General features: G+C 59.4%; 25 protein-coding genes. 4 read left to right on the top strand and 21 right to left on the bottom strand.

Going from position 1 to position 24,259, the window contains the following annotated elements; translation table 11 throughout:
• Positions 1 to 273 precede the first annotated feature (273 nt).
• A complete protein-coding gene (locus ACP2YP_RS11880) occupies positions 274 to 1,407 on the top strand; it encodes a helix-turn-helix transcriptional regulator (RefSeq protein ID WP_426424309.1) in 1,134 nt (377 codons plus the stop codon).
• A gap of 611 nt (positions 1,408 to 2,018) precedes the next feature.
• On the opposite strand, the gene ACP2YP_RS11875 is transcribed toward ACP2YP_RS11880, so the two are convergent.
• The 5 genes from ACP2YP_RS11875 to ACP2YP_RS11855 form a co-directional block, all read right to left on the bottom strand.
• Complete coding sequence (locus ACP2YP_RS11875) at positions 2,019 to 2,267, bottom strand: hypothetical protein (RefSeq protein ID WP_426424308.1); 249 nt, start codon at positions 2,265 to 2,267, stop codon at positions 2,019 to 2,021.
• Between the two features lie 39 nt (positions 2,268 to 2,306).
• The gene (locus tag ACP2YP_RS11870; protein ID WP_426426116.1) at positions 2,307 to 2,867 is read right to left on the bottom strand and encodes a carboxymuconolactone decarboxylase family protein; all 561 of its coding nucleotides are present in this window, start codon (positions 2,865 to 2,867) and stop codon (positions 2,307 to 2,309) included.
• A 562-nt stretch (positions 2,868 to 3,429) separates the two neighbouring features.
• Positions 3,430 to 3,867, bottom strand: a complete 438-nt coding sequence (locus tag ACP2YP_RS11865; protein ID WP_426424307.1) for a MarR family winged helix-turn-helix transcriptional regulator — start codon at positions 3,865 to 3,867, stop codon at positions 3,430 to 3,432.
• Between the two features lie 77 nt (positions 3,868 to 3,944).
• Positions 3,945 to 7,097, bottom strand: a complete 3,153-nt coding sequence (locus tag ACP2YP_RS11860; RefSeq protein WP_426426115.1) for an efflux RND transporter permease subunit — start codon at positions 7,095 to 7,097, stop codon at positions 3,945 to 3,947.
• Positions 7,098 to 7,103: 6 nt separating this feature from the next.
• Entirely contained in the window at positions 7,104 to 8,339 is a 1,236-nt protein-coding gene (locus ACP2YP_RS11855) for an efflux RND transporter periplasmic adaptor subunit (protein ID WP_426426114.1), read from the bottom strand.
• A 138-nt stretch (positions 8,340 to 8,477) separates the two neighbouring features.
• Between ACP2YP_RS11855 and ACP2YP_RS11850 the strand changes: the two genes are divergently transcribed.
• Entirely contained in the window at positions 8,478 to 9,410 is a 933-nt protein-coding gene (locus ACP2YP_RS11850) for a LysR family transcriptional regulator (RefSeq protein WP_426424306.1), read from the top strand.
• A 30-nt stretch (positions 9,411 to 9,440) separates the two neighbouring features.
• Here the strand turns inward: ACP2YP_RS11850 and ACP2YP_RS11845 are convergent, their stop codons facing one another.
• The 10 genes from ACP2YP_RS11845 to ACP2YP_RS11800 form a co-directional block, all read right to left on the bottom strand.
• The gene (locus ACP2YP_RS11845; RefSeq protein ID WP_426424305.1) at positions 9,441 to 9,590 is read right to left on the bottom strand and encodes a hypothetical protein; all 150 of its coding nucleotides are present in this window, start codon (positions 9,588 to 9,590) and stop codon (positions 9,441 to 9,443) included.
• A 601-nt stretch (positions 9,591 to 10,191) separates the two neighbouring features.
• On the bottom strand, positions 10,192 to 11,286 hold the full coding sequence (locus ACP2YP_RS11840) for a Gfo/Idh/MocA family protein (protein WP_426424304.1): 1,095 nt from the start codon (positions 11,284 to 11,286) through the stop codon (positions 10,192 to 10,194).
• A gap of 3 nt (positions 11,287 to 11,289) precedes the next feature.
• Positions 11,290 to 11,439, bottom strand: coding sequence for a hypothetical protein (locus ACP2YP_RS11835; RefSeq protein WP_426424302.1), 150 nt, complete (start codon positions 11,437 to 11,439; stop codon positions 11,290 to 11,292).
• Between the two features lie 333 nt (positions 11,440 to 11,772).
• Entirely contained in the window at positions 11,773 to 11,961 is a 189-nt protein-coding gene (locus ACP2YP_RS11830; protein ID WP_426424300.1) for an SDR family oxidoreductase, read from the bottom strand.
• Complete coding sequence (locus ACP2YP_RS11825; protein ID WP_426426113.1) at positions 11,958 to 12,086, bottom strand: ATP-binding cassette domain-containing protein; 129 nt, start codon at positions 12,084 to 12,086, stop codon at positions 11,958 to 11,960. The genes ACP2YP_RS11830 and ACP2YP_RS11825 overlap by 4 nt, the downstream gene beginning before the upstream one ends.
• 546 nt (positions 12,087 to 12,632) lie before the next feature.
• On the bottom strand, positions 12,633 to 13,337 hold the full coding sequence (locus ACP2YP_RS11820; RefSeq protein WP_426424299.1) for an ABC transporter ATP-binding protein: 705 nt from the start codon (positions 13,335 to 13,337) through the stop codon (positions 12,633 to 12,635).
• Complete coding sequence (locus ACP2YP_RS11815) at positions 13,330 to 14,082, bottom strand: ABC transporter ATP-binding protein (RefSeq protein WP_426424298.1); 753 nt, start codon at positions 14,080 to 14,082, stop codon at positions 13,330 to 13,332. The genes ACP2YP_RS11820 and ACP2YP_RS11815 overlap by 8 nt, the downstream gene beginning before the upstream one ends.
• A gap of 11 nt (positions 14,083 to 14,093) precedes the next feature.
• Positions 14,094 to 15,074 carry a branched-chain amino acid ABC transporter permease gene (locus ACP2YP_RS11810; protein ID WP_426424297.1) on the bottom strand — a complete coding sequence of 327 codons (981 nt, stop codon included), beginning with the start codon at positions 15,072 to 15,074 and terminating at the stop codon, positions 14,094 to 14,096.
• On the bottom strand, positions 15,071 to 15,940 hold the full coding sequence (locus ACP2YP_RS11805; protein ID WP_426424296.1) for a branched-chain amino acid ABC transporter permease: 870 nt from the start codon (positions 15,938 to 15,940) through the stop codon (positions 15,071 to 15,073). The genes ACP2YP_RS11810 and ACP2YP_RS11805 overlap by 4 nt, the downstream gene beginning before the upstream one ends.
• A gap of 16 nt (positions 15,941 to 15,956) precedes the next feature.
• A complete protein-coding gene (locus ACP2YP_RS11800; protein WP_426424295.1) occupies positions 15,957 to 17,213 on the bottom strand; it encodes an ABC transporter substrate-binding protein in 1,257 nt (418 codons plus the stop codon).
• A gap of 237 nt (positions 17,214 to 17,450) precedes the next feature.
• Here ACP2YP_RS11800 and ACP2YP_RS11795 point away from each other — a divergent pair, with 237 nt between their 5' ends.
• Positions 17,451 to 18,116: a GntR family transcriptional regulator gene (locus ACP2YP_RS11795; RefSeq protein ID WP_426424294.1), complete on the top strand. Its 666-nt coding sequence runs from the start codon at positions 17,451 to 17,453 to the stop codon at positions 18,114 to 18,116.
• 97 nt (positions 18,117 to 18,213) lie between these two features.
• Entirely contained in the window at positions 18,214 to 18,540 is a 327-nt protein-coding gene (locus ACP2YP_RS11790; RefSeq protein WP_426424293.1) for an SMODS domain-containing nucleotidyltransferase, read from the top strand.
• A gap of 214 nt (positions 18,541 to 18,754) precedes the next feature.
• Here ACP2YP_RS11790 and ACP2YP_RS11785 read toward each other — a convergent pair whose 3' ends face one another.
• The 6 genes from ACP2YP_RS11785 to ACP2YP_RS11760 all read right to left on the bottom strand — a co-directional run bounded on the left by ACP2YP_RS11785 (position 18,755) and on the right by ACP2YP_RS11760 (position 24,252).
• Positions 18,755 to 19,036: a hypothetical protein gene (locus tag ACP2YP_RS11785; protein ID WP_426424292.1), complete on the bottom strand. Its 282-nt coding sequence runs from the start codon at positions 19,034 to 19,036 to the stop codon at positions 18,755 to 18,757.
• A gap of 330 nt (positions 19,037 to 19,366) precedes the next feature.
• Complete coding sequence (locus ACP2YP_RS11780) at positions 19,367 to 19,816, bottom strand: tetratricopeptide repeat protein (protein ID WP_426424290.1); 450 nt, start codon at positions 19,814 to 19,816, stop codon at positions 19,367 to 19,369.
• A gap of 165 nt (positions 19,817 to 19,981) precedes the next feature.
• Positions 19,982 to 20,380 (bottom strand): hypothetical protein, encoded by a 399-nt coding sequence (locus ACP2YP_RS11775; protein ID WP_426424289.1) that lies wholly within the window; start codon positions 20,378 to 20,380, stop codon positions 19,982 to 19,984.
• A gap of 12 nt (positions 20,381 to 20,392) precedes the next feature.
• On the bottom strand, positions 20,393 to 22,057 hold the full coding sequence (locus tag ACP2YP_RS11770) for a type II and III secretion system protein family protein (RefSeq protein ID WP_426426112.1): 1,665 nt from the start codon (positions 22,055 to 22,057) through the stop codon (positions 20,393 to 20,395).
• 399 nt (positions 22,058 to 22,456) lie between these two features.
• On the bottom strand, positions 22,457 to 22,870 hold the full coding sequence (locus tag ACP2YP_RS11765) for a TadE/TadG family type IV pilus assembly protein (RefSeq protein ID WP_426424288.1): 414 nt from the start codon (positions 22,868 to 22,870) through the stop codon (positions 22,457 to 22,459).
• Entirely contained in the window at positions 22,870 to 24,252 is a 1,383-nt protein-coding gene (locus ACP2YP_RS11760) for a pilus assembly protein TadG-related protein (RefSeq protein ID WP_426424287.1), read from the bottom strand. The genes ACP2YP_RS11765 and ACP2YP_RS11760 overlap by 1 nt, the downstream gene beginning before the upstream one ends.
• Positions 24,253 to 24,259 lie beyond the last annotated feature (7 nt).

Below are 24,259 nucleotides of genomic sequence, written 5' to 3'. Positions count from 1 at the left end.
AACGGCCCGGATCAAAATAGATTCGCGAGAAGCTATCGCTGAATTTGGCGGCAACGCTCCACCCAAACGGGTCAGTCTTGCAAAGATTTCCCGGGTAATTCTAACCGGTAAGGTTTCCGGCAATCTCCTTGGGCCGCGGGTTGACATGCTGCGGAGCAACCAATCCCGAACTTTTTTTGAAATCCCCTCCTTTGGAGGGGTTGCCTCGTCCCCGCGATCCTGCTCAATTTTCCCGATTGATATTGCACTCGTTGATTTGGGAGGGGGCTGGCAATGAGCGCGGTGCGCACCGCGGAATTTGCCTCGGTTGTCGATCGGTTCCTCGAAGCGGCGCTTCTGCCCGAGCTGTTGCCGCACGCCCTCCACAAGCTGTCAGAGGCGTGCGGCGCAGGGGGCGCTGCACTGCATCTTTCAGAAGGCCTTCTGACTCTGGGCACAGTCGGCTCGGAAGGCATCGATGAGTTGCACGATGGCTTCAGGCGGAAATGGCAGGCACCGGAGCTCAACTCGCACCGTGCCCGCGGAATGGACCTGATATTCCGAGGCTGGAAGGGCGTACTGACCGAACAAGACTGCTTTACGCCGGAAGAACTCAGGCGGGATCTTTTTCATCAGGATTTTTTCATGCGCACAGGCTTTTCATCGTTCGCGGGCGTCATCCTCGCAAAGGAAGGCGTGTCCAAGCTATCGACCTCCATCATCCGCCGCGCCGACCAGGAGCCCTATAGTCGCGAGGAAATCGAGAACATCAATGCGCTCGCCGGCCAGCTTCAGAACATCGGCCATCACATGGTTCGGGTGGGGCTGGTGTCCTCGCAAAGGCTGGCGGATGCGTTCGCCCTGAGCGGGCAACCGATCGCCCTCCTTGGCTATGACGGCACCGTCCTGCATGCGAGCCCAAGCTTCGAGCAGACCGTCCGAGGCGCGCTCGCCGTCAAAGAGCGCCGCATGGCCTCCTGGCATCCGGACGCCAACCAAAAGCTCGGACAAGCGGTCCGATCTGCGATCAGGCGGAATACGGGTCTCGCAGAGCCCTGCAAGCCGATTGTACTGCCAAGGCGATATTCGGCCCGCCCCCTGATCGCGACCATCATCCCCGTCGTCGGCAACGCGCGGGACGTGTTCCACATGGTCGCCGCGGTGATCTCGGTCGTGGATCTCAATGCGGAAGCGCCCCGCCCGAGCGTCATCGCCTTGCAACAGGCTTTCGGTTTCAGCCCCGCTGAAGCCAAGCTCGCCGCTGACATTGCCTTGGGCAAAACATTGCTGGAGATCGCGGCCCAGAGCGGCGTCTCGAAAGAAACACTGCGCAGCCGGCTCAAATCCATCTTCGGCAAGACCGCGACATCAAGGCAGTCCGAACTCGCATTGCTACTGTCTCGGATACCGATGGGGAATTCAAGGTAGGAAGGGCGCGGAATAAGAGGCGGTGCGCCGCGGCAGCGTCGGCGAGGCTAACCTTGCGAAACGTAGCTTGCGACCGTAGCTTCGATAAGACGCCCCATTAATTCTTTCGAGAAGCACCGAAATTTCAAGCGCGTAGCGTTGTGGCGTGGAGGAGCGGTGATCCGCCAATCAGTCGGGACCCGTATTTTCCACTTTGCGCTAGACAGCCGCAGTACTGCTAAGCTTTCGGCAATTTCCTTATCAGTCCGCCAACTGACTCCATTTCGTATGAAACCTTATCAGTCCGCCAACTGACTCCGTTTGTAAAACTCTTATCAGTCGCAGAACTGGGGCGGATAGCTTAGCAGTCGCAAGATGAGCGATTTGTAGAGACCCGCTTAGAGATCTTCTCCGCCAGGGAATGCAACGTCCTGCGAACCATTAGTGAATTACTCTCATCGGCTACGCGCTCTAGTCGTAGAGATCATTTATCGAAACAACCGAACGAGGTCGTTGTTGGCCCTGGCGGATCTGATGTGAGTTGGGACGTGCTTAGCTCCGAGCTCTGTTTCGTGGACGTTCATGGCTGCTCCATGCTGTTCGGGCACGACTCTCGGGTGAGATTCATCAGACTAGAGCGCCCAAAGCTCCTCCTGACGGTGCCACTCGCCTTCGTTCAGCCGCTGCACCAGGTCGTCCGCCATGGCAGGGGTCGGAAGAGTGGCGATCAATTTTCCGCCCCTACCGACGATGACATTGCCCACCGCGACTACAGGAAATTCGTCGCTTAAAAACGATTCACGATCGAGGGCCTGCCTCTCGCCCGCACCATGTAAGAACCGTTTCACCTGCTCGATCAGGGGACGAAAATGCGGAATCATGACGACGCCCTCCGCGGGCAAGCACTGCTCGGACCCTGGTCAATCTGGTACTGGCACGTCGAAGGTATTCAGGGTGATTGAAACCATGCAGTACAGGCCGACGAGGTACGACAGTTCTGCAGTGCCGTTGGCACCGAACTCCTTTACCGCGGCTCTGTAAGTCAGCTCCGGAAGGACCCCACCGTTGACCAGCGCCGAAGCAAAATAGTATACTACCCCTTCGGGTCCGGTGAGGTCTGTCGGCCGTTGTCCCGCAATGATGGTTGAAAGCTTTTCGTCTGAAAGCCGCCGCTGTTCAGCTATCAGAACGTGCGCGTAAAGTTCATAGGCGGAACGGAAATGCGCACCCGTTACCAAGATGGCGACCTCCCGGACGGGGGACGCCAGAGACGGATTTGCAACGATCGTCTTTACCAACTCCCAAATTGGCTTGCCGAACTTTGGTTCGTGCAGCCAAGGATTCCAGGGGCCGAGTAGCGCTCCGTCGGAGCGCACACTCTCGAACCCTCCGAAATGCGATTTGATGCCTTTCCGCATGTCTTCGTAGAGTAGCTTCTGCTCGTCTCTGAGAGCCGTGGGAGAGAGGACCGGAAGACGCATCGAAATCTCCAACTCTTTCTGATCGATAATTTTGAACTCGTCGATGACTGTCACAGCGCTGACGCGGACTTAGGACATTTATCAATTCACCGAGAAAGAGGTAGCGTCGTTTTGTTGATGCGGCATTGAGCGAAATTCAACAATTGCGATGCCGCGCGGTCAGCCCGGTGCCGGCGGGCACAGGAATTCTCAGCTGTTGGCTAACCGGAACACCAGCGGCGCGGCGGAGAGACTGGCAATGGCTCGGACTGCTTCGATCCTGCTCGCCTAGCCTCGCTCGAAAAACACCTTCTTTGCGGGCGTCCAGAATTCGCTCTTCGAGTCCGCCGGTACGCTCTAGAGAAAGCCTACCGCCCCCGTTACGTCCTTGGCGGAAGACAATCATGTGATCGTTCGTGCCCTAAATGGAGTCACGACGCCCAGATGTTGATTGGCCGCTTTGACGGCCGTGTTCAAAGGTCGGCTACTCCTGTGCTTTGCTTCTGATGGAATGAGGTGTGGCAACAGAGTCCGTCTGTCTCCAGGACGGTTGGGAAACTCGTTTGGGTCCATTCGTTTGGATTTAGCCATAGCTCGCCTCTCTTTGCTCGACCACAGGCGATTCGCGCGTATTCAGGTTCGCTTTTACGGTTTGGAGCGCCTGGACGAGCTGCTCGATCTCTGCTGGCGCTAGTCCCGCCAGTGCTTCGCTGCGGGCGACATCGTCCAATTCGCGGACGTGCGCCACCTTAGCTCGCGCAGCCGGCGTCAAGGTGAGCAGCCAAACCCTCCGATCGGATGGGGCGGGATGTCGCTCGATCAGTCCCATGCCTTGCAGCCTGTCGATCAGCCGCACAAGGGTGATCGGCTTTACACCGAGTAGCTGCGCCAGGAGGGTTTGATTGATGCCCTCGTTCCGGTTGAGGCATAGGAGCGCCTGACACTGAGTTCTGGTCAGGTGCAATCCGCGTGCTTTCGACTCAAAGCGCTGGTGCAGCAGGCGCGCGACGTCGTAGAGCAAGAATTGCAGCCTACTGGAATCCTCTGGCATGAGCTTTCGCGTTGTTTGTCGGGAGTGCGGCGACGCCATTATGTTTCTCATGCTCGATGCCTCGGCGCGTTGCGCGCCGCTGACTGGCGGCCAAATCGTTCCTTGATATGCTCGCGGAGGCGCTGAAATGTCGAATAGAGCATCGGCACGATGAAGATGCCGATCGAGCTCGCAGCGATCATACCGCCGAATACGGCGGTCCCGACCGCGCGGCGGCTGATCTGCGCGGCGCCGGTTGCCACGACCAGCGGTACCAGACCAAGAATGAAGGCGGCCGACGTCATCATCACGGCCCGAAAGCGCATCTGAGCGCCCAAGACGGCTGCCTTTTCGATGTCCACTCCGGATTCCCGTTGCTCCTTGGCAAACTCGACGATCAGAATGCCATTCTTGGCTGCGAGCGCGATCAGAACGACCAAGCCGATCTGACCATAGAGATCGAGGCTGAGCCCGGCCATCTTGATGGCGATGAGCGAGCCGAACACACCGACGACAACGGAAAGAAGAACAGGAATCGGAATTGTCCAGCTCTCGTAGAGCGCCACCAGGAACAGGTACGCGAACAGGACCGCCAGTGAAAGGATCATACCCGTCTGGCCGGACGCGGCCTTCTCCTGATAAGCGGTGCCGGTCCATTCGAAGTTATAGCCCGCCGGCAAGGTGCTATCGGACACCTGCTGCATGGCCTGCAGAGCGGTGCCCGACGAAACACCCGATGCAGGCCCGCCGTTGATCGTGATGGCACGGTAGTTGTTGTACCGCGTGATGACCTGCGGCCCGCGCTCGAAGCGTATATTGGCGATTGACTGCAGCGGTACCATCTCCTTCCGGTCGTTGCGGACGTAGATCTGCCAGAGATCGGGGATATCGTTGCGATTTGCCGCCTCGCCCTGGACGTTGACCTGCCAGGTTCGGCCGAGCATGTTGAAATTGTTGACATAGATGCCGCCGAACGCGGCCTGCAACGCCGTGAAAACGTCGTTCATGTTGAGGCCGAGCGCCTGCGCCTTGCCGCGATCGATATCGAGATAAATCGAGGGTGTCGTGGCTGTGAAGGTCGAGAACACCCGCGCCAGCAGGGGATCCCGATTGGCTGCGCCAATGAGGCCGCCCATGACGCTATTGATTGACGCTGGCTCCTGCCCCTCCAGGGCCTCGAGTACGTATTCAAAGCCGCCGCCGACGGAAAGGCCGATGATAGGCGGAAAGTTGAATGCCACGACATTGGCCTCGCGAACCTTCGCTCCTTCTGCGAACGTCTTGCGAATCAGTGCTTGCGCTGATGCCGCTGTGGCAGTCCGATCCTCAAATGGCTTTAGTCGCACAACCAAAAACGCGTTGTTCGGAAGGTTACCGCCGTCAAGGAGCGAGTAGCCAATGATCGACATCGTATGCTCGATCGCCGGCAAACCTTTCAAGATGTCCTCGACGTGTTTGGTCACCTCGCCTGTGCGCGCGACTGATGCTCCATCGGGCAACTGGACCATCACAAAAAAGGCACCCTGGTCCTCCTCCGGCAGGAACCCGGTAGGCACGATTCGCGAGACACCGTAGATACCGCCGGCGAAAACAGCGACAGCGACCAATGAGAGAATGGACATTCGCAACAACCGGCGCACGCCGCCGGCATAACGATCTCGGGTCCAATCGATCCCGGTGAGGATCTTGGCCATGACGCCGCGACGCGGCCCCGTGTGCCGCAGGAACACCCCGCAGAGGGCCGGCGATAAGGTCAGTGCATTAACCGCTGAGATCAGCATCGCCGCGCTGATGGTGACCGCGAACTGACGAAATAGCGTACCTGAAATTCCCGGAATGAACGCGATCGGCACGAAGACCGACAGCAGCACCAGCGTAATCGCAATGATGGGCGCGGTGATCTGCGCCATCGCTCTCTTGGTTGCTTCCGCCGGCGAGAGGTCCGGCTCTTCTTCAAGGACACGCTCGACGTTTTCGACCACGACGATCGCATCATCCACCACGATGCCGATCGCCAGCACCATTGCAAGCAGCGACACCGTGTTCGCTGAGTAACCAATGACCCGCAGAACGGCGAAGGTTCCGATCAGACTGACGGGAACAGCGACGGTTGGGATGATGGTCGCACGCAGGTTGCCAAGAAACAGGAAGACCACGACGACAACCAAAACGAACGCCTCGGCTAGGGTTCGCAGCACCTCCTTGATGGTGTCGGTCACGAAGGTGGTGGTGTCAAATTGGACAAGATAGTTGAGGCCGGCCGGAAAACGGGCCGAGGCCGCCTTTAGCGTTCGTTGGACAGCGGCGGCGGTCGCCACCGCGTTGGCGCCCGGGGCGAGATAGATGCCGATGCCGACACCGGGCCGGCCATCGATACGCGATTCGCTGTCGAGATTTTGTGCGCCGATCTCAACGCGGGCGACGTCACTCACACGCAGCAACGAGCCGTCCTGGTTTGCACGCAAGACGATCTTGCCGAATTCCTCCGGCGTCGCCAGTCGTCCCTGCGTCTGGAGATTCAATTGGAATTGCTGGTTGTCGTCGGTCGGACGGGCGCCGATCCGTCCGATAGGAGCCTGCACGCTCTGGGCACGAATCGCATTGACGACGTCCGATGGCGCGAGATTGAGGCTGGTCAGCCGCTGCGTATCAAACCAGATCCTCATCGAATAGTTCATCTTCGCAAATAGCGTCGCCTGACCAACCCCGGGGGTGCGCGAAATCGCGTCCAGAATATTGACTATGGCATAGTTGGTGATGAACACCGGATCCTGCGTGCCCGTGTCACTGTAGAGGACGATGAACTGAAGAATTGCTGACGATTTTTTTTGAACGGTGACACCCTGAAGCTGAACCTCCGGCGGCAATTGCGCCAGCGCCGCCTGCACGCGGTTGTTGACGTTCACCGTATTGATGTCGGGATTGGTATCGAGCGCAAAGCTCGTGGTCAGGGTGTAGGACCCGTCGTCCCCGCTCGTCGACTTCATGTAAAGCATCTTGTCGACGCCAATCACCTGCGCCTCAAGCGGCTGCGCCACGCTCCCTTCTACCACCGAGGCGGAGGCACCGGGGTATGTGGCGGTGACGGTCACCTGGGGCGGCACAATGTCTGGGAATTGCGCGACCGGAATCTGGGTCAGCGCCAGGAGGCCCGCGATCGTCATGACGAATGCGATCACGATCGCCAGCCGAGGTCGATCGACGAAAACCGAAGATATCATGATCAATCACCCGCCATTCGGCGTCGCGGCGCGCTGTGCCGTACTCGTGTTGCCAATCTGCGATGCGCCCTGTGCCGGGCCGTCCCTCTCCGCTCGATTCATGGCGGCCTCGATTCCAGCACTGGCCGGACCCGGCGTAACGACTTGTCCCGGCCCCGTCCGCTGAATCCCCTCGACAATCACTTTGTCGCCAATCGACAAGCCGGACACGACTGATGCAACGGTTGTTGTGGATTGACCAATCCGGATCCGGCGCTGTTCGACCTTGTTCTCGGCGCCGACGAGGAGGACGTAATTGCCCTGCTGGTCCGACAGCACAGCCGCACGAGGGATCGCTGGAACTTCTATCGGCTGCGCGCCCTCCAGCACGACGGTCACCAGTTCGCCATCCGTAAGTTCGCGGACCGGGCTGGAGCCCGAGTAAAGCAGGGGATTGGGAATTGTGCCACGCAACAGCAGGGTGTCAGTGCCCTGACTGATGGAGTTACTCTCGAAGTCGAGATGCCCGGCTTGGCCGTAGATCCGGCCGTCCGGAAGTCTTAGAACAACGACGACAGCGTCGCGAACGCCTTTAGCACCATATCGCTCACGCAACACCAGTGCCTGTCTCACCGAGATTGGAAACGTCACATACATCGGATCCTGGCTGACGATGGTCGTCAGCGATCCCGTGTTGGGACTCACGACGTTGCCCTCAGTGACCGCAGTGCGTCCGACCTTTCCATCGATCGGCGAACGGATATCGGTATAATCGAGGTTGATCCGGGAGAGGTTGACCTGGGCCTCCGCCGCTTTTACCTGGGCTTCCAGGCTCTTCTGATTTGAGATCGCTGTGTCATAGTTCGCCTGCACCCCGGCGGGGCCGCTGAGCAGAATGCGCTGACGCTCCGCCATCAGTTTTGCATTGGCAAGGGTAGCCTCAAGTTGCGCTACTTGTGCCCTCTTCGCGTCAAGGTCAGCCTGGAACGGTCCGCGCTCGAGCAGATAGAGTTGGTCGTTGGCCGAAACCTCGGAGCCTTCCGTAAAGAGCCGCTTCTCCATGAAGGCCGTCACACGGGCAAAGATGTTGACGCGATTGATCGCCTCGATGCGGCCGAGGAACTCGGTCTTCTCGGTAATCGACCGCTTGGCCACCTCGACCACGCCGACCGCTGGCGAACCCGGCGCACCCTGAGCCGACGCAGCGTGCGGCGCCAAAACCGCCAGCCCCAACCTAAGGAGAGCAGCGATTATTCTAGACATGCGTCGTGCCCTTGCGCTGAACAAGCTCATTCCCGAAATGACCTCCGGCTCGCGACAAAGCTTCCACGCAACCATTGACTTGCGGCAGTCAAATGAAAATCTCATATCAGTCCACACGACGCTGAGAGGAATTCACCAATGAATCGCGGCGACCTCGCAGACCTGAACACCTTCCTCACTATCGCCGATCATCTCAGCTTTCGCGCAGCGGCCGCCCAGCTTGGGGTGACCTCATCGGCCCTCAGCCATTCGGTACGGCAGTTGGAGGAGCGTCTCGGAGTGAGGCTTTTGCACCGAACGACTCGCAGTGTGTCGCTCACCGATACCGGCCTTCAGCTGCTGGAACGCCTACGGCCCGGGATGGATCAAATCTCTGACGCGCTGGAGGAATTGAAGGAGGTGCGTCATCGTCCTTCCGGTCGCCTGCGCATCTACACTCAACACTGGGCCGCGACGGCGGTAATCGCACCGGTCTGGCAACGATTCCTATCGACCTATCCCGATGTGCATCTTGAGCTTTGTGTCGAATCCGGACCGATGATCGATATCGTTGCAGGCGGGTTCGACGCGGGTCTCGCGGTACGCGAGCGCGTGCCGCCGGAAATGATCGCGGTCCGCGTGACCGGACGGATGAAAGCGGCTGTCGTTGCGAGTCCCGGCTATTTCGCGAAACAGCCCGTGCCCCGCACGCCAGACGATTTAGCTGCCCACCAATGCGTTCTGTATCGCTTTGGACGAGATGGCGAGATCTTTCGCTGGAGATTCGAACGGAACGGCAACAAGAAGGTCGTTTCCGTTCGCGGGAGCGTGACGGTCAACAACCCTGAAACCGCGATCCGCGCCGCGCTCGACGGGTTGGGGATCGTCTATGTCGTAGACGCCTTGGCCGAACCTCTCCTGCGCAGCGGCCAACTAGTGCGTGTTCTCGAAAGCTGGTCGCCGTGCGTTGAGGGTGTTTATCTCTATTATCACAGCCGAAGGCAGCCGGCCGCCGCGCTGCGCGCGTTTATCGAAATGGTCCGCGCGCCCAAGGAAACGTCAAACGGGCGCTCGCGGAAAAACCCATTCTGACGGTCCAGAAGTTTGATTTTGCTTCAATAGCTACACGCCCCACATGCCGACCGCGATGATCGCGACGACAGCGATACCGATCACCCAATATGGCCAGATCGCATCACGCTCATCACACGCGCCGCCGTTCCAATAGTCGTTCATCTCATCCCGGCGCCGGCCGAACTTGCGGTGGATCATCACTAATGCTCCAAGATGAACAAGACTAAGAAGGCCCAAGCGCCGAAACTCACCATAAGCAGCATGGGAATTGCTACTAGCAAGGACCTCATGACACTTCGCCGGCGGCTACCGTCCGATAGCTCCTTTGGACGGGGAATTCATGCGCATCACCCTTACGTAAACCCGCCTAAATGAGAATTTCATATCCGTACGTCCTTTACTGAAGACAATTCATCAATCCACCTACAGACATCTCGTATCTCAACACCTTTGGATGCGCCGCTTTCGGCCGCTGATCCATGGATGGCGGTCAGCCAGAATTTCTCCGGTACTTCAGCAGCTCTGCTCCTTCCGGAGCATGGTACGCCCCGCACCAAGCTACCCCAGCTCTGGAATTCCTCGAGCAGGCGCTCGTGCTCGACATTGAGATCAAAGGCCTTCGCTGTCGCATGAAGATTGGAGCCATCGATGAGGAGCGCGAGCCTGTCGGGCCAGCATAACATTTGGCAACAATTCCTGTGAGGGAGAACGAACGCGCAATAGCCGCACATGGCTGGACGAATGGCTGGAAGGTAATTGCAACGGCAGGAGCACACGCCTGTTGAGAGGTCAGTGCAAGTCACTCGGCAGCCGCAACTCGATCAACCTTCTGACGCACTCCTCGTTCGGCGGAATGCATTACAGTCTCGATAAGCCGGGCGTTGTGAAGTGCCTGTTGAAATCCCGGAGTCCTGTAGGTCCCTTCATGCAAATCGCGGGCGAGAAGGGCGTAGACCTCGCCCACATTGATTGCCGTTTCCACGGCCCCGGAGACCGCGGCCAGGTCGGGTTCAACAAATGCGACATTTGACGTCAACTTGAGATTTCCGGCCTGGAAGCTGTAGGGGTGATTACTGGTCAGGCGGAGCCATCCCTCTGAACCCTTGACTTCGAAGCTGGAGCGAATGTCCTCCGGCTGTACTCCTGCTTCGACGTCGGCCGTGAATGTAGCGCCGGAACGCGTCTTTCCTACAATGAAGGCGAGATCGGCTGTTTCACGTACGCTCTTTGCTCCAGTTTCTTTGAGCTTGACGATGGGCCATCGAATCTGAGTTCGAGCCTCCACTTCGATGATCGGACCCAGAACCGCTTCCACCAGATCTAGCGTATGACCTCCGTTGATGGTTAGCAGGTTTGCGCCGGAGGACCGCTTATTAAAAAAATCGTGCCCGACGGGCATTTCCGGTCCGAATCCAACGGTTTGAAAGACAATTCTGACACTTAGCGGACGCCCGATCCTTCCCGCGGAGACCAACTCGGCAGCACGTCGCACGGCTGGATTGTGCCGGCCCTGCAACCCGATTGCGGTATGGGAAGAGCGCACCGCCCGCACCATCTCTTCCGTTTCAGGCACACTGCATCCGAGAGGCGCCTCGCAATAGACCGCTTTGCCAGCATCCAGCGCCGCCAGAACGAGTATCCGGTGCGCCGGCACGTTGACAGCAACCGTTACGATATCAATCCGCTCATCGCGGATCATCGCGAGGGGATCGGAATACCAGCGATCAGCACCGAAAGCTTGAGCCGCCTCTCGTGCACTCTGCTCTTTGCGCGTTGCCACAGCCGCGAGCTTCACGCCGGGAAGACCATTGATCGCCGGAACGTGCGACACCTTCGCCCAGCTCGCCTTGGTGTCCGCGCCCACGATCCCGATACAAATTTCTTTATTTGTCATAGTTCAATCTCGCCATATCGCAGGATGATCGTGAAACTCTAAATCCCAATCCTTCAGACGGATCGCCGCATCGAGGCTACGCGCCACAGTGTCTATCGATCGGTTTCTAACCCAAATCGGGCGGCGCGCACCGAGCGTTTCAGTGATGACCATCCATCTTCTCCCGTCGTAACTTGGTTGGAGACCCAAAGATGATAGTCCTCAGCTCGAGGCCTGTGCGATGAATTATTTTCAATAGAATGCTGAGAGCTATCCAATAGTCTCGAAGGATCGTCGCTCGTGTTTTCCTGGATGACTAGCGGCTCCCAGGAGCATGTCCGGCGTGGCTCATGAAGGCCGTCTCATCCGATCTCGCACCCAGAAATGACTTCGTCCGTTTTTGTCGATTACCCTTCCGCCGTCTGTAGGCTGTACCTCGCGACTTTTCGCACCTCCCTGCATCGTCACGAACCGGAAGGCGAGTCCGCATCTAGAGTCGGCCGAACCTTAGGAAGACGATAGCACCGAAGTCAGGCCGCCATCGACGGCAAGGATCTGTCCAATAATGTGTTTGCCGGCGTCGCTGGCGAAGAGAACTGCCGCGCCTTTTAGATCATCCTCGTCGCCGATGCGGCGCAACGGCGCCCCGGCGGCGAGCTTTTCGACACCGACAGCCTCAATTGTGCCCTTCGTCATCTGTGAACCGCCGCCCCACTCACACGGCCGACCGACTGTGGTATCAACCCCATGATCGACATCGAGCTGACGCTCTTGCCCGAACCGGACGCGCCGACGACAGCGACGGTTTCGCGCTCTTTCACATCGAAAGAGACGTTCCGCACAACCGAGCGCCACCGCCCCTCGCGCAAAAACGAAACCTCGAGCTCCCGAACGTCGAGAATAGGCTTGCTCTGCGAGAGCCGATTTCATGTTCGTCATGGTCGCAAGCTCTTGTGAAAGTGAATGAGACGCTCTCGCTCGGGAAATGAGATTCTTGCCGCATTCCGCCGGCGAGCATCGGCGCCTGATCAACAAGACGAATTCGCCGGTAACGGTTCTTCTGGCGATGCCACTTTCGGCCAATGAACGTCAGCGTACCTATGATGTTACATAGTTCAGTTCAACACTTGTATAGGCGCGGTTCGCCCTTGAGGTCGAATTCTCGACAGCCTTCGCTTATCGGCTTTCGCAAGCCTGACGGTTAAGAGCGCCGCTGTACTCTGCGGGAAGGTAAGGTGTGGTCTCCGCGGCGCCTCCCCGCGCGTTGGAACTGCGAGCGTGCACCAGGAATTGGACACGTTCATCAGGCGCTTCTTCAATTCGGCGATCAAGTGGCGCCCGGATTTTTCCAAAGGAGCAAGCGCGAACTAAATCCCCAAATACGCCGCCTGCACCTGCTTGTTGTTGGCGAGCTCGGTGCTGCTGCCGTGCAGGATCACGTTGCCGCTTTCCAGCACATAGGCCCGCTGGACCAGAGACAACGCACGGCTGACATTCTGCTCGACCAGAAGGATCGCCGTGCCCATTTTGTGGATCTCGCCGATCTTTTCGAAGGTCACATCGGTCATCACGGGCGCCAGGCCCAGCGAGGGCTCGTCAAGCATCAGCAGCCGTGGCTTGAGCATCAAGCCGCGGCCGACCGCCAGCATCTGCTGCTCGCCGCCGCTCATGGTCCCGGCGAGCTGCTTCTTGCGATCGGCCAATCGCGGAAAAATGCCGTAGACCAGATCGAGCGTGCGGGCACGTTCGGCTTTTGCCTTCGGTACGTAAGCGCCGATTTCCAGATTCTCCTGTACTGTCATTTCTGGAAAGACCTGTCGCCCCTCCGGGACATGGGCAATTCCCAATTCCGGAATGCGGTGCGGCGGCAGCGACGTGAGATCGATTCCGTCAAAACTGACATTGCCGGCGGATAGCTTCACCAAGCCCGAGACAGCGCGCAGTGTCGTGCTCTTGCCGGCGCCGTTGGCGCCCAACAGGCCGACGGCTTCACCTTCACTGATTGCAAGGCTGATATTGTTGATCGCCGGCACCGAGCCGTAGCTGGCGCTGACGCCTGAGAGGTCAAGCATGCGCGCCTCCTGCGGCCGGTGCGTGCACATAGCTAGAGCCGAGATAAGCGCGGATCACCTCTGGATTCTCCACGATCTCTTTCGGTGATCCCTCGGCGATCTTCTTGCCGTGGTCGAGTACGACGATATGACGGGCGACCGCCATGATGGCGCGCATCACGTGCTCGACGATCACGATGGTCAGGCCGCGCTGCGACAGCTTTCTGACCAGGGCTACCGCCTGATCGATCTCGGCCGGATTGAGCCCGGCCATCACCTCGTCCAGCAGCAAAATCCGCGGCTCGGTCGCCAACGCGCGCGCCATCTCCAGCCGGCGCTGGTCGATGGTGGTCAGGTCCTTGGCCGCGGTCTGTTCCCTCGCCGCGAGACCAACGAACTCGATCGCCTCGAGCGCCTTCTCGCGGGCCACAGCGACATGCCGGTCGCGCAGGAACGCGCCGGTCATGACGTTCGCCAGCACCGTCATCGCGCCAAACGGCTTTGCGACCTGAAACGTGCGGGCGAGGCCGAGCGCGCAGATGTCATGCGGCCTCAGACCCACGACCTCCTTCCCGAAAGCCAGCACCGAACCGGTGTCGGGCCGATGGAAACCCGTGATGAGATGAAAGCTCGTGGTCTTGCCGGCGCCGTTTGGCCCGATCAGCGCGACGGTCTCGTTCTCCTGCACCGAAAAGTTGACGTCCTGCACCGCGCGCAAGCCGCCGAACCGCTTGCAGAGACCTTTGATAACCAGCGCTTCTGCCATCGGGTGCGTCCCTACGCCTGCGCCGGCTTGCGGCGCACATAGCGCTGGTACGCTTCGGTCGCGACCCCGATCAGCCCGTTCGGCCGCCAAAGGATGACCGCCATCAGGATCAGGCTGTAGACGGTGAGCTGCACGCCGCCGATCGAATTGCCAAGCCAGCTTTGCAGCAGGGTCGACGTCGTTTCCAGCAGGATGGTGCCGATCACGGGCCCCCACAGCGTTCCGATGCCGCCGACGATCGACACCAATGCCGCCTCGATCGAGATGCTGAAGCTGAACGCGGTCGCGGGATCGATGAAGTAGATGTACTGGGTGTAGAACGTGCCGGCGAGCGCGGTGAGGAACGCGCTGATCAGATAGATGTCGCGCTTGATCTTTGGCGCATTGACGCCGATCGCCTCAGCCGCGTCTTCGTCCTCGCCGATGGCGACGAGGTAGTATCCCATCCAGGATCTCTCGATCAGAGAGGTGATCGCAAGCCCGAGCACGAGCAGGCCGAGTACCACGTAGTAGTACGAGGCTTTGGTCTCGAACTGCATCATCAGCGGCGATGAGCCAAGGTTCGGAATCGTGGTGCCCTCGGCGCCCCAGGCGAAATCGCGGAACTTCAGGAAGATGAGCATCAGCGCCTGCGCCGTTGCGATCGTCGCGATGGTGAAATAGGGGCCGCGCAGCCGAAAGCACAGCCACCCGATCGGCAGGCTTGCCAGCATCGCCACGATGCCGCCAGCAACCATGCCGATCCAGGGCGAGATGCCGAAATCGATCTGCAGGATGGTCGACGTGTAGGCGCCGAGTCCGAAATAAGCAGCATGCCCGAGCGAAAGCTGCTTTGCGTATCCGCCCATCAGGTTCCAGGCGACGCCGATGAACGAAAACAGCAGGATGCGGATGAAGATATCGACCGCAAACGAACTCTTGACGACTTGCGGCAATGCAATGAGAACCGCGGCGACCAGCGCCAGCCAAACCAGATTTCGGGGGCGTGTCATCGCGCTCTCCCGCCGCCAAGGCCGGTCGGCTTTAGGGCCAGCGTAAGAAGCAGCATTGCGAACACTACGATCAAGCCGGAGTCCGCGCCGACGAACTGAATCCCGAGCGACTCTGCGACCCCCATCATAAGACTTGCGACCAATGCGCCGATCACATTTCCCAAGCCTCCCAGCACGACGGCGACGAAGGCCATGAGCGTAAAGACCTGTCCGACAAACGGATAGGCCGAGTAGAACGGCATCAGCAGCGAGCCGGCGGCGCCCGCCAATGCAAGGGCAATGCCGAGGGCGACGCAAAAGACCCGGTTGGGATTGATGCCCATCAGCATCGCCACGTCTGGTTTTTGCGACGCCGCCCGCATCGCCTTGCCGAGATCAGTGGTGTGCAGAAAGACCCAGAGCGCGCCGCTTAAGCCCATCGCCACCAGAAAGGCGATGAGTTTAGCAATGGGAATATAAAGCCCACCGATATGGAACGCTTCGTCCGAATAGGAGGTGTGAACGGTGCGATAGTTCGCAGAAAACAGCATCAGCGCAAGATTCAGCAGTAGCAGCGACAGTGCAAAAGTCAGGAAGATCTGCGGCACGTCATTTGGCCCCAGCACCCTGCGGATCAGGAAGTGCTGGATCAGGACGCCGATCACGAACAGCACCGGCATCGACACGATCAGCGATACGAGAGGATCGATGCCGAACTGGTTGGCGAGAAAGAACGAGATGTACATTCCGATCATCACGAATTCGCCTTGGGCGAAATTGACGATCTTGACCACGCCGAAGATCAGCGTGACGCCGATGCTGACGAGCGCGTAGATGCCGCCGATGAGCAGGCCGTTGATGACGGCCTGAGCCAGTGTCTCCCACATCGAAATTTACCGGCGTTTAGGTTTTCACCAGCGCCGCGCGCTTGTCTTCGTCGGGGAAGACGCTCGCGAGATCGCCGTTCTGCCACTGGACGCCTACCGGATGACCGAAAACATTCTTTCCGTCGGGGCCGAACTTGACCTTTCCGCCGGGTGCCATTGCGGCAAAACCCTTGGAAACATCGAGCGTCGACAGGGCTTCGCGAACCTTTTGCGGATCGGGGGAGCCCGCGCGCTCCAGCGCGTCGACCAGCATGAATGTCTGCGCCACGAGGCCGCCGGCATATTCGAATAGGAATTCGCCTGTGCGCTTCTTGTATTCGGCGTTCACTTTCTGTGCGTCGTCGCTCATGTCGTGGTTCCAGTGTGCCACTCCTTGCAGGCCCTCCGCGAGCGTGCCGACATTTTTGTAGAAATCCGGAATGACGAAGCCGCCCGAGCCACCGTTGATCGCGACGTTGAGGCCGACCTGTTTGACGGTCCGAACGATCAGGATGAGATCGTTCAGGTACGAGACCGAGAACAACGCATTGGCGCCGGACGCCTTGACCTTGTTGATAAGCGGCGAGGCATCGGTGAACCCGGCCGAGTAGGGCTCGAACATCACGATCTCGACACCCTCGCCCGGCGCCAGTTCCTTCAGGCCGTTTGAAGTCGAGGTGCCGAAAGCGGTATTCTCGAAGATCACCGCGACCTTCGGCTTGTCGCCGACGAGTTTCGACATTTGCAATTGTGCTTTGGCGAATTGCGAGGCTCGGGCAAACGGCGTGAACGTATAGCTGCGGCTCTTGTTGAGCTGGTCGGAGCTCGAGCCGGTGATGATCGGAACTTTCGCGCGCTCGCACACTTCACTCGCGATCAGGGTCAGCGCGCTGGCAAAGCAGCCGTGGATCGCCGACAGCTTGTTGCCGGTGATCAGCCGGTCCGTCTCCGTGCGCGTCACCGTCGTATCGCTCTGCAAGTCGGAAATGATGAGGTTGAGCTTGGCGCCGCCGAGCGACTTGATGCCGCCGGCCTCGTTGATCATCTCGACTGCGAGTTTGGCGGCGGCGATGCAGCCGACGCCGATCTGCGCCATGCTGCCGGTGGTTGGATAGAGCGCGCCGATGTTGACGGGGTCGGCGGCCCAGCCGCGCAGCGGCACCGCGCCGAAGGCGCCGGCTGCCAGCACGCCGCCGGTCTTGAGGAGAAACTGGCGGCGGTTTTGCCGCTTCGAAAGGCGCTGACTTCGGGCAGCCTTGGTCTTGAGGGCAGAATCCTTGCGGTCTCTTTCCATGCCGTTCCTCCCCGCGCGATCGCAGTGCAGGTTGCTGCCTGTTCGCTTTGTTTTGCCGCTGGATCATAACTCGGCTAAAAATTGTTTACAATACTGTTTTCAATATTATCATCGTAATTGCAAACGAAGGTTCTGGGACCTCCTCGAAGCGGGATTGTAATGGCCGGAAAACCACGCAAACGGGCAAGAGCCCGAACGGCGAAATCACCTCCGATTTCACTTGCGCCAGCGCGCGACGTGGCGCCAGCTGTCATCATCGCCAAGCGTATCGAGGAGGATATCGTCTTGGGGCGGCGGCAGCCGCGGGAGCGCCTGGTCGAGCAGGATCTGTGCGACCTGTTCAGGACCCACCGTGGTGACGTGAGATTGGCGCTGTTCGAGCTCGAGAAAAAGGGCCTTATCGAGCGCATCCCAAATCGCGGCGCGATGGTTCGCGGGCTCACCCCGCTCGAAGTCAAGGAAATTTATGCGGTTCGCGAGGAACTGGAGGTGATGGCGGTCCGCATCATTCCGTTTCCGGTCGCGCGAGAGGACATCGAGCGGCTGGAGGAACTACAGCGGCGGCATACCGCGGCCGTTGCCGCGGGCGACCTGCTCACGGTCTTCTACAGCAACCTCAGTTTTCACCAGGTCCTGTTCGGTCTCTGCGGCAACGCCTGTCTGATCGAGACCATCGATCTCCTGGCCCAGAAAGTCTACGGCATCAGGTCGTTTGCCAACGCGTTTCCGGAATCGCTCGATCGCGCCCGCCGCGATCATCTCGATATGATTAAGGCGCTTCGCGGCTCGCGTCGGGATGAACTGGTGGCGCTGACCCGCCGTCATTTGGAGCCCTCGCCGGAAGCCTATATCAGGGACTATGAACGGCGTTTTGGCAAAGCCGAGGCGATGGCCGCGTATTAGACCGCGATGGTACTAAGAGTCGAGTGCGGTATAGCTTCGGCCTGAGCTTCCATCGTTGCGCCGTGTATGCTTCCTCACTTTCCAATTGGTCATCCCGATGCCGTTTACGATCAGCGAGTCCTTTGAGCGCTTCCGCTCAAAATTGGAGATCACCGAGGACCAGACATCCATCGTCTCGACCCGCCAACAGGCCGTCAGGTGCGCGATGGAGCGAGGCTTTAAGGTAGTGGATGCTTTTTTCCTCACAGGGTCGTACCGCCGGCACACAATGATCTCACCTTGGAGAGAGGCGGACGTTGACGTGTTCGTCTGCCTGGGTCGCCCGTGCCGGTCGCGACGTTCCGGGCGCCGCCCGCGCGCGGGCCGGTGGTCCGTGAGCTCAAAACCGCAGATTTACCTCTTACCTTATCAGTCGGCCAACTGACTCCATTTGCGACCAAACCTTATCAGTTGGAGCACTGACTCCATTTGCTAGTACTCGATCTGCCAAAGGGACCTTCGGTACAGTAGTCGTTAGCGGGTAATGTTCTCAATGGCCGCGCCGCAGCATCAAGCTTCGGCTCAGCCAGCGTGTCCCGGTATCTAGAGCGTTGCGTCCGATCTGGTCACCTGTGAAAAACGGCGAAGATGGAAGCATTTCAGATATCGATGTATGACAATTGAGCCGCCTGCGCCGACACCGTCTCCAGCGAGACAAATAACACGGAGCGCTCTTGGTCACCTGTCTGGAAGTTGAGCTCGTCTCCCGGCGATCCCTGTGACAGAGCCTGCCCAAGCGGAGAAGAGAGCAGCAGATAGCCGTTCATGGGATCGTCGGCTATGTCACTCATAATAAGAAACTCCGGTCGCGATGGCTCCGCGTCAAGATACCGGATGACAACGCGGTCGCCGATGGTCGACACCATGGCATGCCGGTCCATCTCGCTCTCACGCCCAGTGAGGCGCATGACACTGTGTTCGGTTCTCCAGCGCCGCGCTTCCACAAACGATATTGCTCGGGCATCGTGGATACGATGCGGACTGGATCAAGTTGCCGCCAGCAAGGCGCGTGGGAAACATCCGCCCGAAAAATCGCAAAGACCGACGTGTCTCAGAATTTATCTTATCGCGCACGCAACTTGATCGAACGATTCTTCAACAAGATAGAGCAATGTCGCTTATTGCAACCCGACACGACAAACATATCTGGCGTTCGTCAAGCCTGCATCAATCCACATTTGGTTGCGTGCTAATGTACAAGTACTGACACGCTATGGCTGATTATTCGGCGGCCTTTCAATGAACCGCCGGCTGCCATTGAGAAGCTCAAGGTTGTTGGCGATCACCGGGTTGCCCGGATCGAGCGAATAAGCCTTCTCAAACTTTCGCCGCGCCGCACTCAGATTGCCGCGCAGCATGTACGAATATCCCTGATCATTGAGGATTTGAACGGTTTCGCCTCCGAGCCGGATCGCTTGGGCGTAAGCTTGGTCCGCAAGATCGAACCGACGGATTCGATCATAGCTCGCAGCGAGCCCAATCCAGGCCGTCAGGTCCTTCGGCGATTTCTCGACGGCGTCCTTGAAATAGCGCTGAGCGAGCCCGTAGCTTCCACGGTTGAAGTGCTCAAGCCCAACTCTCACCGGCTCGTCGGACGGGTAGTACTTGACGTCGGTCGGCTCCTGCACGGGGTCGCCGCCCGGGGGATCGACGGGGGCCACGATTGCGGCCTCCCTCGTTGTGTAGTCACACGCCGCAAGGCCCGTTCCTAACCAGCAACAGGTCAGCATTAAGATGATGCGCCGCATAACCCTTGTCCCCGCCCGCTCAGCGGGCTCGTTGAAATATCATCGTTGAATTTCCCAAAGCTAAGGCCCGTTGGCTCCCTACCTGTTCGGTGCTGCGCCGACCGGCACGGATACTCCAGCGTTCGCTCCAGGCGGCAATCCTTCTATGTTGATATTCTGGGTGACGGGAGGCCGCTGGCCCATCGCTTCCGTCGCCGGTCCGATATCGGGAAGCTGATCCACGGGCCGTTTCGTCTCGCCATAACGTGTCACGGCGGCGCCCACCCGCCGAGCGTCGTACGCGATCCTTCGGTCAGCGACGTAGCGCGGCCAGGGATGGATGGTGTGTGTGACGGCGTTGACCTCTTTGGCATCGCCAGCGCTCATCGTGATGGTGTCGGAACGCTGGAAGTAGCGGTCCACCTCGTCATGACCGGCGACGCCATAGCATCCGCCGAGCAGCAAGGGTGCGAACAGAGCCAGATATCTGATGGTCATCTCTCGCTTCCTCTAGTTGAGGGTTTTCACGACCGGCTGGTCGACAGCAGCGGCCGGGGCCACAACGGGCGCCCTGACTTCAGGAGCGATGATGTGGCCGTAGGGACCCTTCACGTCGCCACCCGAATTGACATAATCGTCGTAACGCTTGCGGACTTCCATCTGACCATTGAGGAAGAAATCGACGTCGTTGGCCGGCAGGCGAGAGTCCAGCGGCGACGCCAGTCGCTGGCCGGGTGCCGCCGGCGCGACCAGGCGCGGCGTCACGATGATGACGAGATCGGTTTCCTGCTGCTGGTACGACTTGCTGCTGAACAAGGTTCCGATCACTGGCACCGAGCCAATCCATGGCAATTGCGAAACGTCCTGCCGGTTGCGGGTCTGGAGCAGCCCGGCGATCGCAAAGCTCTGTCCGTCGCGCAGCTCGACCGTGGTCCGCGCGTCGCGGCGGGTCAGCGCCGGAATGACCGTCCCCGCAATCTGCACCGCATTGGCGAAATCGAGCTCGCTGACCGACGGCTCGACCCGCAGGTTGATCACGCCGCGCGAGAGAACGGTGGGCACGAAAGCCAGCTCAACGCCGAACTTCTTGAATTCGATAGTCACTGTCGGTACGAGACCAGCGGTACCGGCCGTGGACGCTACAGGCACTGGAAATTCACCGCCGGCCAGAAAGCGAGCGGCATCGCCGGAAAGCGTGGTCAAGTTTGGCTCCGCTAAGCGGCGGGCCAATCCTTTGGTTTCCAATGCAGAGATCAGCAGGTCGACCGAGCCGCCGTTGGCGGTCCTTACAATACTGGTCAACAAGCTTCCGTACGGGATCGGGGACACACCGCCCGCAGTACCGGCGAGCGTTCCCAAAGTTCCGAGTAACGGAAGGCTGCCCGTCGGGGGAGAACCGACAGCGCCACCGCCAGCGCCGAGGGGACCGTTGTTCGTGTTAATACCACCAATCGGTGATCGACCGGCCGCGGTCACACCGCCCAGTCCCGTATGACCGACGTTAGTGCCGTTGGCATTCGCCGCATAAAGGTTGACGCCCAGGTCGCGACCGGCGTCCCGATTCACCTCGAGAAAGCGCACCTCCAGCATCACCTGTTGCGGCGCCGCGACGCTCATCGCGTTGACGACGGTTCCGCCTTTCGCAACGCTGCTGGTAGCGATCGCCATGGCCCGCTCAGCCGCAACCGCGTCGGCGGCGGTTCCGCTGAGCACCACCTGCCCCTCGGAGGCCGAGACGCGAATACCTTGCATGCCGGTGCCGGTCCGGATGTTCTGCTGGAGATTGCCGGTATCGATCACGACCTCGACGTCGAGGATCCCGATCTGCTTCATCGAACTGTCAAACAGGATGACGTTGGTGGTGCCGGTCTGCTTGCCCTGGACGTAGATCAGGTGATCGCTCAGCGACTTCACGTCGACGATATCAGGCGACCCGGCGACAATGGTCGAAAAAGCCGTATCGACCTTGAAGGTGCGTGACTTGTTGACGACCACCTTGACCCGTTGGACGTCGTTCATATCGCTGACGAAGACGCCGCCGCCGGAGGAGCCCCGCCGGTCCGCAGCCTCCGCGCGGTCAACGAACCCAAACAAGGCAAGCGCAGCACCAAGAGCGATTACGCTCGAGGTGCGAAGCCCCCCTACCGTCTTACCTGAAACGCGACCGCCACCCATCATTCGAGTCCCCCACTGCGATCCGCGGCTGTCCCCGCAAATCTACGTGCTCGATGTCCCCAAGAGTTCCCCTACGCGCATCACGTCGCAGAGCTTACAAGTCATCCCATTACAAATCGTTATTTCGTATTTCCCAGATCATCATCCCTCCTGCCGCCTCGTTGCAAGAAGAGAGGCTTACCGCAACGCGGCAAGACCAGAGAAAACCTGCGAATGTTGCCAGCGAGCATCACTTTCTCTGTCGGCTTGGAACTATCCTGCATGGCCGCCGTGGAGGGGTTCCCCCCGGCTTGGCAAGCCCTATCGATTTTCGGAAAACCTTTTCAGACAACCGGGACGATCTGCCCTCTATCGCGCACCGCAATCCAACCGCATTCCAGGATGACGCCTGGGACCTTGCTAGAAAGGAATTGTGGTGGACGTGGTCGGCGCATTAAGTGCTGTGCCCCATACCGGCATCAGCATTTTGAAGCTCGGCTGAGACGCCGTAATCGTCAGTGCGGAGGCTCCCGCAGCCGAGCTCAGTGTAGGCGAGAGACCGCCCGCGAACAGGAACGGCGCAACGGCCTTTTTGGACTCCGCGGCAGGTATGGGATCACCGGTGCAGCCAGTAGGGGCTGTTTTTTGGATCGAGGCAGTCGTGTAGCAGTTGATCATGATTGTCCGCGCGCCAGCGTTGGCGAGTGACCGCAATGACTGCATGGTGAGCGCGTAACGCCCCAGGTCGAAGATGGCGAACATCAAGGTGAAAAGCGGTACGGCGACGAGGCAGAATTCGAACGCCGCCATGCCGCGCTGATCGAGCTTTCTCATCACTGCACCAACTGGACATACTGGCTTTTAGGCAGCTTCGTTTGCGTCGGGCACCCTGTGGTGTCAAAGGTGGCATTACCGTTGAACGCGATCGAAGCGGCGATCAACTGGCCACAACCGCCTGCACCGCCTACGGCGATCGTCGGATTGCCCTGAAACGTCACTGATGCGTTCGGCGCGTAGATGTTTCCTGTGAGGGTGATGTTGCTATCTCCACCGAATTTCACCGCCGTCGCTGAAGCATCGTACATGGACATGTACTGGAACAAGCTCGCATAGGACTGAAGGGCCGCGGGAAGCGACGAGGTGCTCGGGGCAGTTGCCGGCCCCTGGAGGGTGAGCGTGCCGCCCCCCTTCGTGTCAATGTTCGCCCCTGGCAGCAGAATGAAGGTCACTCCTGTGCATGGACTGTTACAGGTGATCGAGGAGCCGCCTTTGAGGGTCAGTGTACCGGATATGAAGTACACAGATACCCCGCTAGCCAAGTTCAAAGCGGTGTTGCCCGTCGTCGAGATACCGTCATTCGTGCATTTGCTGGCGGCCGTGTAAGCGACGAGCGACGTACCGAGCCCCAATGACTTGCAAGTTGGAAGACCGCATTTGGCGGGGAGCGTGGGGTTCGCTCCGCACAACGTGGTGAGGGCCCCATCAAGGGCGGAGAAGGGATTGACGGTCGGCGCCGGCATATACGTCAACGCCGTGTTGCAGAACGACGCGGCACCCGTGCAGCCACCGACAGTCGATAGCGAGCCGAGATTCATCGTCATCCCGCCGCCGGTAAAGTTTATTGCATTGGCGGCCTTATCGTTCGAGGCCATGCCGCAATTGGGCGCATTGATGTTCGGGCTGCCTTGGAAACTGATAGAGCCTGTCAATGTCAGAACGCAAGGCGGGAACGTCACAGTGTTTACTGTGGCAACGGCTGTCGCGGGTATCGTGACAGTATTCAAACCAAGCACACCCGCCAGATAGGTCGGCTGTGTTTGGCTAACAGTGGCCTGAACGAAAGTTCCGGCTGTCCCGTTCCATGAACCGAGCGAAGCGATCGTGACGGTCTGCGAGACTCCGGCCGGAAGGCTGGTGCCACACGTGGAGCCGGGATAGGAGGTACTGCCCGCGTTGCAGAACGAATTCTGTGCCGCGGCTTGCTTGGCGCGATAGTCCATTGTTTGTGTAACCGTGCACGATGATGGATCCGATAAGCACAATTGCTGAACGGCACCCGAATAGGCCGCCGCATCGGCCGCATTCTGCGCGTGTTGCCTGGTAACGTACCACGATCCCGCCTCGCCCCCGAGTGCGACCACGCCGACCAGCGGCACCAGGGCGATCAGGGTTGCGAATGCGGCTGACCCTCGGCGGCAACGGAGCAAGCTGCGCATGGAACAC

The organism is Bradyrhizobium genosp. A (assembly GCF_049949275.1).
GTDB lineage: Bacteria > Pseudomonadota > Alphaproteobacteria > Rhizobiales > Xanthobacteraceae > Bradyrhizobium.
The sequence above is the reverse complement of the archived record's forward strand: the minus strand, read 5'-3'. Positions and strand labels throughout refer to the sequence as shown.